Origin of the sequence: Paraburkholderia terricola (genome assembly GCF_003330825.1) — a bacterium.
Classification (GTDB): domain Bacteria; phylum Pseudomonadota; class Gammaproteobacteria; order Burkholderiales; family Burkholderiaceae; genus Paraburkholderia; species Paraburkholderia terricola.
In genome coordinates this window covers 2,232,425-2,243,849 of sequence record NZ_CP024941.1, presented here as the reverse complement: position 1 = coordinate 2,243,849, position 11,425 = coordinate 2,232,425, and the positions used below count along the sequence as shown (strand labels likewise).

Annotated in this window: 9 protein-coding genes; 8 read left to right on the top strand and 1 reads right to left on the bottom strand. The window is 65.7% G+C overall.

Annotated features, from left to right (window positions below; all coding sequences use genetic code 11):
* Window positions 1-12 precede the first annotated feature (12 nt).
* From CUJ90_RS10035 to scpA, 4 genes are all read left to right on the top strand, one after another.
* Window positions 13-297, top strand: a complete 285-nt coding sequence (locus CUJ90_RS10035) for an MSMEG_0570 family nitrogen starvation response protein (RefSeq protein WP_073428049.1) — start codon at window positions 13-15, stop codon at window positions 295-297.
* A gap of 76 nt (window positions 298-373) precedes the next feature.
* On the top strand, window positions 374-1,678 hold the full coding sequence (locus tag CUJ90_RS10030; RefSeq protein WP_114162603.1) for an MSMEG_0569 family flavin-dependent oxidoreductase: 1,305 nt from the start codon (window positions 374-376) through the stop codon (window positions 1,676-1,678).
* Between the two features lie 14 nt (window positions 1,679-1,692).
* The gene (locus tag CUJ90_RS10025; protein WP_114162602.1) at window positions 1,693-2,517 is read left to right on the top strand and encodes a Pnap_2097 family protein; all 825 of its coding nucleotides are present in this window, start codon (window positions 1,693-1,695) and stop codon (window positions 2,515-2,517) included.
* Window positions 2,514-4,613, top strand: a complete 2,100-nt coding sequence (gene scpA, locus CUJ90_RS10020; protein ID WP_114162601.1) for a methylmalonyl-CoA mutase — start codon at window positions 2,514-2,516, stop codon at window positions 4,611-4,613. Before CUJ90_RS10025 ends, scpA begins: the two co-directional genes overlap by 4 nt.
* 69 nt (window positions 4,614-4,682) lie before the next feature.
* Here scpA and CUJ90_RS10015 read toward each other — a convergent pair whose 3' ends face one another.
* A complete protein-coding gene (locus CUJ90_RS10015; RefSeq protein ID WP_114162600.1) occupies window positions 4,683-5,414 on the bottom strand; it encodes an IclR family transcriptional regulator in 732 nt (243 codons plus the stop codon).
* Between the two features lie 161 nt (window positions 5,415-5,575).
* On the opposite strand from CUJ90_RS10015, the gene CUJ90_RS10010 reads away from it, so the two are divergent.
* The 4 genes from CUJ90_RS10010 to CUJ90_RS09995 all read left to right on the top strand — a co-directional run bounded on the left by CUJ90_RS10010 (window position 5,576) and on the right by CUJ90_RS09995 (window position 11,418).
* Window positions 5,576-6,460: an aldo/keto reductase gene (locus CUJ90_RS10010; RefSeq protein WP_114162599.1), complete on the top strand. Its 885-nt coding sequence runs from the start codon at window positions 5,576-5,578 to the stop codon at window positions 6,458-6,460.
* A 29-nt stretch (window positions 6,461-6,489) separates the two neighbouring features.
* The gene (locus CUJ90_RS10005) at window positions 6,490-7,893 is read left to right on the top strand and encodes an aminotransferase (RefSeq protein ID WP_422879701.1); all 1,404 of its coding nucleotides are present in this window, start codon (window positions 6,490-6,492) and stop codon (window positions 7,891-7,893) included.
* Window positions 7,894-8,006: 113 nt separating this feature from the next.
* Window positions 8,007-9,335 carry an NAD(P)/FAD-dependent oxidoreductase gene (locus tag CUJ90_RS10000; protein ID WP_277998127.1) on the top strand — a complete coding sequence of 443 codons (1,329 nt, stop codon included), beginning with the start codon at window positions 8,007-8,009 and terminating at the stop codon, window positions 9,333-9,335.
* A 43-nt stretch (window positions 9,336-9,378) separates the two neighbouring features.
* Window positions 9,379-11,418 carry a hydantoinase/oxoprolinase family protein gene (locus tag CUJ90_RS09995; protein WP_114162597.1) on the top strand — a complete coding sequence of 680 codons (2,040 nt, stop codon included), beginning with the start codon at window positions 9,379-9,381 and terminating at the stop codon, window positions 11,416-11,418.
* Window positions 11,419-11,425 lie beyond the last annotated feature (7 nt).

Below are 11,425 nucleotides of genomic sequence, written 5' to 3'. Positions count from 1 at the left end.
CGAGGATATGTCATGCCAGTCATGCACTTCAGGGTCCAGTGGCCCGATGGCACCGAGGCCAACTGCTATTCGCCGTCGACGGTGGTCGGCGAGTTCCTTGCCGCGGGCGAGAGCTATGCATTGAGCGAGTTTGTCGAACGCTCGCGCGAGGCTTTGCAGATCGGCTCCGAGCGCGTGCGCGAGAAATACGGCTTCGCCTGTTCGGCCGCGATGGATCAGCTCGCGCAGATCGAGCAGCAGGCCGAGGCTTTTTCGTCGGACCCGCTGGCGGTCGTGAAGGTCGTCGAACTTTTGTGAAACCTGAATGCGGCGCGCCCATTGACGAAGCAATGGCCGCGCGCCGGAACATTCATACGAAAAGCAGGAAAGAACCATGTCGAACACAACCGTTAGCCCTGGCCCTCAGGCGGCCCATGCGAATCGTCACTACCCGGTCATCGTCGCGGGTGGCGGCCAGGCGGGCCTGTCCATCAGCTACTACCTGAAAGAAGCCGGCATCGATCATCTCGTGCTCGAAAAGCATTCGGTCACGCACACCTGGCGTTCGCAACGCTGGGACGCATTCTGTCTCGTCACGCCGAACTGGCAATGCGCGCTGCCCGGCTACCCGTATCGCGGCGACGATCCGCATGGCTTCATGAAGAAGGATCAGATCATCGCGTATCTGGACGGCTTCATCGCGATGGTCGACGCGCCGGTGCTCGAGCACACCGAGGTCAAACGCGTGAAGCGCGACGCCGATGGATGCTACAACGTGTCGACCTCGAATGGCGAGTTCACCGCGGATCACGTCGTCGTGGCGTCGGGCGGCTATCACACGCCGATCGTGCCGCGCATGGCCGAGCGCCTGCCCGCCGGGATCGTGCAGATGCAGTCTTCGCACTATCGCAATCCCGAGGTCATGCCGGACGGCGCGGTGCTCGTCGTCGGCTCGGGGCAATCGGGTGCGCAGATCGCCGAGGATCTGCATCTGGCCGGGCGCAAGGTCTACCTCGCGGTCGGCGAGGCGCCGCGCTGCGCGCGTTTCTATCGCGGACGCGACGTGGTCGACTGGCTCGCCGACATGCACTACTACGACATGCCCGTCGAGCAGCATCCGCTGCGTGAAGGCGTGCGGGACAACACGAACCACTACGTGACCGGCCGCGACGGCGGACGCGACATCGATCTGCGGCGTTTCGCGCTGGAAGGCATGGAGCTGTACGGCCGGCTCGAGGATCTGCGCGACGGCCGCCTGCAGTTCGCACCGAACCTGATCGAGAACCTGGACAGCGCGGACGATACCTACAACCGCATCAACGCGAGCATCGATACGTTCATCGACCGGCACGGCATCGACGCGCCGCGCGAAGCGGCCTATGAGCCGGTATGGCGGCCGGACGGCGAGCGCACCTCGCTCGATCTGGCGGCGAGCGGCATCACGTCGATCATCTGGTGCATCGGCTTCACGCCGGACTTCAGCTGGATCGATGCGCCCGTGTTCAATGGACGCGGCTATCCGGCGCACACGCGGGGCATCACGCCGCAAGCGGGGCTGTATTTCATCGGCTTGCCGTGGCTGCATACGTGGGGGTCGGGGCGCTTCTCGGGCGTCGCGCGCGACGCGGCTTATGTCGTCGACGCCATTCGCGCGTCGCTCGATGCGTCCGATCCGGCAACCGATAGTCTCGCGGCCTGAGCGACCGAAGCCCCATGCAGAACACGACGGGACGCTATCGCGCGGGCATGCCGCAATTGAGCTTCACCGGCCTGTCGGAGAACTGGCTGCTGAAGGAATGCGGGCATCGTCATTGGGAGGCGCTGGCCGTGCACACAGGGCGAGCCACGCCGGATTTCAGCGACGACAACGGCGGCCGCTCGTATGCCGCCTTCACCGCGATCCGCCTGCGGGCGCACGGTTTCGATGCCGTGCGCGAGAACGACGAGTTCGACATTCACAGCGCGTTATGCAGAACCGGCCCGGTCCGGCACTTCAGCACACACCGCATCGTGCGTGACGATGCGTCGATCGCGGAGGTGTCGATGTCGTCGACGTTCGTCACGCGCGCCGAAGCGCGCAACAATCGTTCGGTCGCGCGTGCAACGCTTGCCGCGCTGGCGGGGGCGATCAGTCCGGCGCCCGACGAAGCGCTGGCCATGACGCAAACGGGCAAGCGCCTGAGGGCAGGAGACCGGGCCTCATGCGAAGGGCTCGCGCCTGGCGTGCACGAGGCCGCCCGCTTTCTTCCCTGTCCGAACAACGACTTCAATGGCGCGGACTTTCTCTACTTTGCGAGCTTCCAGTCGTTTGTCGATCGCGCCGAATGGCAACGGCACCGGTTTGCGGAGCCGCCCGTGATCGCGAGCCGGTCGCTGCACTTTTATGGCAACGTCAACATCGGTGATGCGTTGAACGTGCATGTGGTCGGCGAACGCGAAAGCGGGCAGGGCATCGTGCATTGGAGCGAAGTGCGACGCGGCAGCGACAACCTGAAGATTGCCGACGTCGTCACGGAAAAACGCTGGAGACAGCGATGAGGTCCGCCGTCAAACGCGAGGCGCCGCTGCGCTTGCAGTCCCGGCCCAGGCCCCGGCGCCGCGCCGTGCCGCTGAAGACGCTTTATACCGCCTCCGACCTCGCTGGCGTCGCGCATCTGAACAGCATGCCTGGCGCCGCGCCGTTCGTGCGCGGTCCATACGCGTCGATGTACACGGCGAAGCCGTGGACGATCCGGCAATACGCGGGCTACGCCGAAGCGGCCGATTCGAACCTCGCGTTTCGCACCGCGCTGGCGGAAGGGGCACAGGGCTTGTCCGTCGCGTTCGATCTGCCGACCCAGCGCGGCTATGATTCGGACGATCCGCGCACGAGCGCCGAGGTCGGGCTGTCTGGGGTCGCGATCGATACGGTCGAAGACATGGCGCGTCTTTTCGCGGGCATTCCACTCGACCGAACCTCGGTATCGATGACGATGAACGGGGCGGTGCTGCCGGTGCTGGCCGCCTTCATCGTCGCGGCCGAGGAGCGCGGCGTGGCCGCGGCGCAACTGACCGGCACGATTCAGAACGACATTCTCAAAGAGTTCATCGTGCGCAACACCTGCATCTTCGCGCCTGAACCGTCGTTGCGAATCGCCGCCGACGTGGTCGATTATCTCGCGCGACATGCTCCGCGCTTCAACGCGCTATCGGTGTCCGGCTATCACTTTCAGGAGGCCGGCGCCGATCCCGTGCTCGAACTGGCGCTGACGATGGCCCATGCGCGCACCTACATCGAAACGCTTGGCGCGCGAGGCATGAATGCCGACGACGCCTGCGAGCGCATGAGCTTCTTCTTCGGCGTCGGCACGGACTTCTATGTCGAGGTTGCGAAGCTGCGCGCGGCGCGTCTCGTCTGGTCGGAACTCGCGACGCAGTGCGGCGCGGCTTCCGACAAGGCGCGCGCCCTGCGGATGCATTGCCAGACGTCCGGCTGGTCGCTGACCGCGCAGAAGCCGTCGAACAACATCGTGCGCACCACCGTCGAAGCGCTGGCGGCCGTCTTCGGCGGCACGCAGTCGCTGCATACGAACGCCTTTGACGAAGCGCTGGCCTTGCCGTCGGCATCGTCGTCGCGCCTCGCTCGCGACACACAACTTATGCTTCAGCACGAAATGGGACTGTGCGACGTCGTCGATCCGTGGGCCGGTTCGTACATGATGGAAGCGTTGACGGCCGACATCGCGGCGCGCGTGCGTTCGCTGATCGGCGAGATCGACGCGCGCGGCGGCATCGTGCAAGCGATTCGCTCGGGATGGATTCGCCAACGCATCCACGAATCGGCCGTGACGCTGCAGGCCGAAATCGATAGCGGGCAACGCGTCGTGGTGGGCGTCAACGCGTTCGTTCATGGCGACGCTGACGAAGCGCCCGCATGTTTCGAACTGGACGGAAAAAAAGTGCGCGGCCACCAGCTCCGTCGCATCGCGGAGGTCAAGCTGCGGCGCGATGCGCAGCATGTGGCGCGTGCGTTGGACGCGCTCGAAACGGCCGCGCGCGCGGGCACGGACAACCTGCTCGCGTTGACGATCCGCTGCATGCGTGCGCGCGCGACAGTCGGCGAATGCACGCGCGCGCTCGAAGCCGTGTGGCCGCGTCATACGATCGGTTTGCATGCGAGCGCCGGCATCTACGAGGAAACGCTTTCGTCGGATGCAAGGTGGAAAGCCGCCTGCGAACAGGTCGATGAATTGACATCGACGCTGGGGCGCAAGCCCCGCGTGATGATCACGAAGCTCGGACAGGACGGCCACGATCGCGGCGCGCAAGCGGTGGCTGCCGCGTTGATCGATGCGGGCTTCGAGGTCGTGTCCAACGAACTCTTCATCTCGCCCGCGGAAGTTGCGCGGCGCGCGCTGGCGAACGAGATCGACATGATCGGCGTGTCATCGCTCGCGGGCGCACATGTCGAGTTGACGTCGCAATTGATGCGTGAATTGCGCGCGCGGCATGCCGCGATACCCGTCGTGCTCGGCGGGAATGTTCAGGCGGAAAGCGCGGGGGTGCTGAAAGCGCTGGGTGTCGCCGAATTTTTCCTGCCCGGCACGCGCATGCACGAAATCGTGCTGCGCCTGGTGCGGCTCGTGGCGTGCTGAAGTTCTGACGGGAAGCGGCGACGGCATGACGCGCCGTGAATCGCGCGTCGCCACACCGCTACCGGATTGCTACACGCCAATCGCAGCCGCGGCCTTCGCCACCGCCTTGCCCCATTCTTCAAGACGTGCCGGGTCATAGCGCGATTCCGGCATCGAGATGCAGATGCTCGCCGCCGGCGCGCCGTCTGAATCGATGATCGGCGCGCCGATTGCGCACACCGCGGGACGGTACTGCGAGAGATTCACCGAATAGCCGCGTTGCCGGATGCGCTCGAGTTCCAGCCGTATTTCGGCGGGATCGCATGGCGTTGTTTCACTGAACTTCGGCAGGTCGCGGCTCAGGATTTCGTCGACCTCGGCTTCCTTCATGTACGCCAGTACCGCCAACCCCGTGGCGGTGGCGTGGAACGGGCTCGGATCGCCGATCGGGCTGAACGTGCGCACCGTTTGCGTACAGTCCGCACGGTCGATCAGGACCATCGAGTTGGTGCTGTCCGGCACCGACAGATGAACCGTTTCGTTGGTCAGGTCGCGCAACTCGCGCATCGGCTCACGCGCGGCCGCATACAGCGCGCCGCCGCGCAGCGCGGCGGGCCGCACGCCGAGAATTCGCGGTCCCACTTCCCAGCGCGTCAGATCGCCGCTCGACTGACGAAGCCAGCCCGCCTCGTGGAACGTCAACAGCACGCGCTGCACGCTCGACTTCGGCATATCGAGCTGACGTGCCAGCACGCCCACGCTGACCGGCTGGTTCTTCGACACAGCCTCGAGGATCTCGAGGCTCTTCAACAAACTTTTCATGCAGGTCTCCGATGAAGGACGGCGACGGGCGAGCGCTCGCCCACGCTGCGCTTGCAACGCAAAAAAGCGCGTGTTACTTTTCGTTCACTGTTTGTGGAACGACGTGCCGTATTGTGGCACACCCTCATCGAGTTGGAAAGCATTGGAGAACGATTACGGCAATGGGACTCTCTTTTCAGCCGCTCGGCGCCTCGCCGGTTATCCAGGCCCATGGCGCGCGCATACCCGCAATCGGCCTCGGCACCTGGCGGTCCACGCATGAGGAAGGCGTGCAAGCGGTGCGCGCGGCGCTCGAAGCGGGCTATCGGCATATCGACACGGCGGCGCGCTACGAGAACGAGCAGGCGGTCGGCCAGGCGCTCGCCGCGAGCGGTCTGCCGCGCGACGAGGTGTTCGTCACGACCAAGGTGTGGCACACCGAATTGCGCGCCGCGGATTTCAGGCGTGCCGCCGAGGCAAGCGTCGCGCGGCTCGGGCTCGATCACGTCGATCTGCTGCTGGTGCATTGGCCCAACCCTGAAGTGCCGCTGGAAGAGACCATCGGCGCGCTGTGCGAAGCGCAGCGCAGCGGCTTGACGCGGCATATCGGCGTATCGAATTTTCCGGTGGCGTTGCTCGATCGCGCAGTCGCGCTCGCCTCGGTGCCGTTGGCCGCCAATCAGTGCGAATACCACCCGTATCTCGACCAGACCCTGGTGCTCGATGCGTGCCGCCGGCATGGCATGGCGCTGATCGCGCACACGCCGCTCGGCAGCGGCAAGCTGCTTGCCGATCCGGTCATCGCGGAGATCGCACGCGAACACGGACGCAAGCCGGCCCAGATCATCTTGCGCTGGCTCGTGCAGCAGCCCGGCGTGGCGGCGATTCCCAAGTCGTCGAACCCGGTGCGCATCGGCGAAAACCTTGCGGTATCCGATTTCGAACTCGATGCGAGCTCGATGGCGCGCATCGGCGCGCTGGCTCGCGCCGACGGTCGCGTGAGCCAGCCGGCGTGGCATCCGCGGTGGGACGCTGCGGCCAATTCCTCAGCGGCGGACAAAACATGAACTTCGTCGACACCGACATCCCCATCGACATGAATGCAACCATGCACAGGCGCGGGGAACTCACGCTCGAAACCGACCGGCGGCATCTGATGCATCCCGGCACGCACGCGTCGGACCATGCGTCGGGCGAACTGGATGCGCGGTTGATGACGCGCGCACAGGGCATCCGCATAGAAGATCACGCGGGGCGCTCGTACATCGACGCGTTCGCGGGGCTTTACTGCGTGAACATCGGCTATGGACGCGAGGAAATGGCCGACGCGATCGCCGCCCAGACGCGCCGGCTGTCGTTCTATCACACGTATGCGGGCTTCTCGAACGACCCCGCTGTCGAACTGTCGCGGCGTCTGATCGAAGAGTGGGCGCCGCCCGGCATGAAGAAGGTGTTCTACGGCATGTCGGGCTCGGACGCCAACGAGACGCAGGTGAAGCTCGCCTGGTACTACAACAACGTGCTGGGAAGGCCGCGCAAGAAAAAGATCATCGCGCGGCAGCGCAGTTATCACGGCTCGGGCATCGCGACCGGCAGCCTGACCGGGCAGCCGAAGTTTCACGCCGGTTTCGATCTGCCCATGCCGCAGGTGCTGCACACGGCGAGCCCCGACTTCTATCGCGACGCACGCCCCGGCGCGAGCGAGGCGGAGTTCGTCGCGGATTGCGTCGAGCACCTGGAGCAACTGATCGCCCGCGAGGGCGCCGACACGATCGCCGCGTTTTTCGGCGAGCCGGTGATGGGCTCGGGCGGCATCGTGCCGCCGCCGTCGGGTTATTGGCCCGCGATTCAGGCGGTGCTCGAGCGTCACGACATTCTCTTCGCGGTCGATGAAGTGGTGTGCGGTTTCGGCCGCCTCGGTTCGCGCACGGGCAGCGAGCACTACGGCCTCGCGCCGGATCTCATGTCGGTGGCGAAAGGACTGACGAGCGGGTATCTGCCGCTGTCCGGCGTGATCGTCAGCGAGCGCGTGTGGGATGTGATCGAGCGCGGCTCGCGCGAGCAGGGCGCGATGAATCACGGCTGGACCTACTCCGGCCACCCGGTGTGCGCGGCGGCGGCATTGACGAACCTCGACATCATCGAGCGCGAGCAGTTGGTGAGCAATGCGGCGGAGGTCGGCGCCTATTTTCAGGCGCGTCTGCATGAGGCGTTCGACGCGCATCCGTTCGTCGGCAACGTGAGGGGCGTGGGCATGCTCGCCGCGCTCGAACTGATGGCCGGCAAGACTGAACGACGACCCTTTCCAGCGGCGGCGAAGGCGAGCCAACGGGTGGCGCAGGCGGCGCTCGCGCGCGGTTTGATCGTGCGCGCGCTGGGCACGAACGACATTGTCGGCTTTGCGCCGCCGCTCATCGCCACGCGCGCCGACATCGACGAGATCGTTGCTATCGCACGCCATGCGCTCCACGACATGAGCGACGCATTATCGGCGCCATGACAGCGAGGCCCGAGACCGCGACCGAAGGCTCGCGGAAGCCGCTGGTTTTTTCACGCCCTCGCTGAGTCCGGCGAGCGGGGCTATTCAATCCAACCAGGGACTCGACCGTGTCCATGCGCAACGACGTTTTTTCCCTTGATTTCACCGACACGCCGTATTGGTGGCAAGACTGGCGTCCGCATGATGAACTGATGTCGGAGGTGCCCCGCGAGGTGGACGTCGCGATTGTCGGCGCCGGCTATGCGGGCTTGTCGTGCGCGCTCGAACTGGCGAAGCAGGGCTTGCGCGTGGCCGTGCTCGAAGCGGATGTGCCGGGCATCGGCGCGAGCACGCTCAGCGGCGGACAGGTGTCGGGAGGCGTGAATGTCGGCAAGGCGCCGTCGGGAGAAAAGCTGGATGGTTCGGTATCGGAGGAGCGTCAGCGCACCCTGTTGAGCGAAGCGTCGGCGTCTTACGAGGTGTTCGAAAGCATCCTGCGCGACAACGCGATCGAATGCAGCTACGTGAAGGCCGGGCGCATCAACGCGATGTGGACCGACGCGCATCTGGCCGCGTGGCGCAAGCGCATCGTCAATCTGAACACGTATGCGCGCGCCGGGGCGCGGCTGCTTTCACGCGACGAACTGCGCGGCGAACTGGCGAGCGACATCTATGCCGGCGGCGTTCTGCTCGAACGGGCGGGCCAGCTTCATCCGTCGATGATGTTCGCCGGTCTGCTCGCCGCGGCGCGCGGCGCGGGCATCACGGTATGCAGCCGCGCCCCGGTCGGCAGCATCGCGCGAGTCGGCGCGCAATACCGGGTCGAGACGCCGCGCGGCGCGCTCGCCAGCCGGCACGTGGTGATCTGCACGAACGGCTACACAGGTTCGTCGACGCCCGATCTGCAGCGTCGCGTGGTGCCGGTCGTATCGCATCAGATCGCCACCGAGGCATTGCCGGCCGACTTGCGCGCCTCGCTGATACCGAAGCGTCGCGGCATCTCGGAGACGCGCCGCGTCGTCAACTACTACCGCTATTCGCCGGACGGCACGCGCCTGCTGTTCGGTGGCCGGGCGCGCTTTTACAACCTCGATCGCCGCCAGTCGGCTGCGATCCTGCATGCGCAGATGGTCGAGCGCTTTCCGCAGATGGCCGGCGTCAAGGTGGCGTATAGCTGGGGCGGCACGGTGGCGCTCACGCTCGACTTCCTCCCGCATCTGGGCCGCACCGCCGATGGCGTCTACTACGCGCTCGGCTGCAACGGCAGCGGCGTGGTGATGATGACGTATCTCGGCTACAAGGTCGCGCGCCTGATCGCCGAAGGACAAGCACCCGAAACCAGCGCCTACGGCACGCCGATGCTCACGCATCCGTTCTATGGCGGCAAGCCGTGGTTCATGCCCGCGCTCGGCAGCTACTACCAGATTCGCGACGTCATCGACAAACGCAGGCAACGCGCTTGAGCGGCAGCGGCGCACATCACTTCACACAGGCAGGAACACGACAATGGGTTTGAGAATCGGAGTCGATATCGGTGGGTCGTTCACCGATTTCGCGGTGCTGGACGAAGCCACGCGAACCATTCGCACGCTAAAGGTGTTTTCACGTCCCGACAGCCCAGGCAGCGAAGTGCTCGCGGGCGTCGAGGGACTGCGCGAGCGCTACGGCATCGAGCCGCACGAGGTGACGTATTTCACGCATGGCACGACGGTCGGCGTGAACGCGGTGGTGCAGCGGCGCGGGCTGAAGCTGGGGCTCATCACCACGCGCCACTTCGAGGACGTGCTCGACATCGCGCGTTTGAAGATCCCCGATATGTACCATCTGATGTCGAGCCGCCCGGCGCCGCTCATTCCGCGCGACCGTGTATTCGGCGTGATAGGACGTCTCGGCGCGGACGGCGTGGAGGAAACGCCCATCGACGAACCCAGCGTGCTCGCCGCCGTGCGCGGCATGCAGGCGGCGGGCTGCGAGGGCGTGATCGTGTCGCTGCTTCACTCATACCGCAACCCGGCGCACGAACAGCGGGTCAAGGCGATTATCGGGGCTGCGCTGCCGGGCTTCTTCGTGTCGTGCTCGCACGAAGTGTGGCCGATCATCCGCGAATACGAGCGAACGGTGACGGCGACCATCGGCGGCTATGTGCAGCCGCGCGTGTCGAACTACTTGACGCAGTTGCAGGCGGCGCTGACGGAAAGCGGTGTCGCGGCGGACCTCAAGGTCACGAAATCGAATGGCGGCGTGATGAGCGCCGAGCACGGCAAACAGAACTGCGTGCAGATGATCCTGTCCGGCACCGCGTCGGGTGTGATCGGCGCGGCGTATCTCGCCAGGCTCTGCAACGTGAAGGATTGCATGAGTCTCGACATCGGCGGAACGACCGCGGATATCGCGCTGATCGTGGACGGCAAACCGCAGTACGCAACCGGCGAATACATCGGCGAATTCCAGATTCATATTCCGTCGGTGTCCGTGTCGTCGGTCGGCGACGGCGGCGGCTCGATTGCCTGGGTCGACGAATTCGGCGTGTTGAAGGTCGGCCCCGAAAGCGCGGGGTCGAGCCCAGGACCGGTTTGCTACGGACGCGGCGGCACGCGCCCCACCATCACCGACGCGTTCGCCGTCATCGGCGTGCTCGGCAACGCCGCGCTCGGCTACAACGCGGTGAAGGTGGATGCGCACGCGTCGCGGCGCGCAATCGAGCCGCTCGCGCGGCGTCTGGGACTCGATATCCATCAGACCGCGGCGGCCATCATCGAGGTTTCGATCTCGGGCATGTACGCGGGCGTGAGCCGGCTCAGCTCGCGCTTCGGGATCGACCCGCGCACTTTCGCGCTGATGCCGTTCGGCGGCGCGGGGCCGATGCTCGGCTGCTTTCTCGCGCGCGCCTTGAATGTGCGCAACCTGCTGGTGCCGACCACGCCCGGCGTGTTGAGCGCGCTCGGCGGCCTGATCGCCGATACGAAGAACGATTTTGTTCGAGCCACCTACTATCCGCTCGACCGTGCATCGCTCGCCTTGCTGAGAGAGGACCTCGCCCACCTCGAAGCCGACGCCCGCGCATGGGTGATTCGCGAGGCGGGCACCGACGCCGCCGCCGAGATCGTCGTATCGGCCGATATGCGCTATCGCGGGCAATCGTTCGAAATCGACACGCCGCTCGCGATGGAAGCGCTCACCGGCGGCGATCTCGAAGCGATCGCGCAGGCATTTCATCGCGAACATGCGCGCCTTTTCGGGCACAGCGACGAGAAGTCGCCGATTCAGGTGGTGGCGCTGCGGCTCGTCATCACCGCGCCCACGCCGAAACCCGAACTGCCGCGGATCGCGATGGGCGAGGGCGCGCCGCGCGTGGAATCGGAGATCGACGTCTATCTGGACGGCGCCTGGCGCCGCGTGCCGCTTTACCGGCGCGCCGCGCTGCTCGCGGGACACCGGTTCACCGGGCCGGCGATCGTCGCGCAGGACGACACCACGACCTGCGTGCTGCCCGGTTTCGACGCACGCGTGGACGAATATGGCAACCTTTTTCTCGAAGCGGTCTGATTGGCCG

Bases quoted from the DNA above. Each gene is read 5' to 3' on its own strand.
- CUJ90_RS10025 (WP_114162602.1), top strand. From the start codon at position 1,693: ATGCAGAACACGACGGGACGCTATCGCGCGGGCATGCCGCAATTGAGC.
- CUJ90_RS10010 (WP_114162599.1), top strand. From the start codon at position 5,576: ATGGGACTCTCTTTTCAGCCGCTCGGCGCCTCGCCGGTTATCCAGGCC.
- CUJ90_RS09995 (WP_114162597.1), top strand. From the start codon at position 9,379: ATGGGTTTGAGAATCGGAGTCGATATCGGTGGGTCGTTCACCGATTTC.
- CUJ90_RS10035 (WP_073428049.1), top strand. From the start codon at position 13: ATGCCAGTCATGCACTTCAGGGTCCAGTGGCCCGATGGCACCGAGGCC.
- CUJ90_RS10030 (WP_114162603.1), top strand. From the start codon at position 374: ATGTCGAACACAACCGTTAGCCCTGGCCCTCAGGCGGCCCATGCGAAT.
- CUJ90_RS10005 (WP_422879701.1), top strand. From the start codon at position 6,490: ATGAATGCAACCATGCACAGGCGCGGGGAACTCACGCTCGAAACCGAC.
- CUJ90_RS10015 (WP_114162600.1), bottom strand. From the start codon at position 5,414: ATGAAAAGTTTGTTGAAGAGCCTCGAGATCCTCGAGGCTGTGTCGAAG.
- scpA (WP_114162601.1), top strand. From the start codon at position 2,514: ATGAGGTCCGCCGTCAAACGCGAGGCGCCGCTGCGCTTGCAGTCCCGG.
- CUJ90_RS10000 (WP_277998127.1), top strand. From the start codon at position 8,007: ATGCGCAACGACGTTTTTTCCCTTGATTTCACCGACACGCCGTATTGG.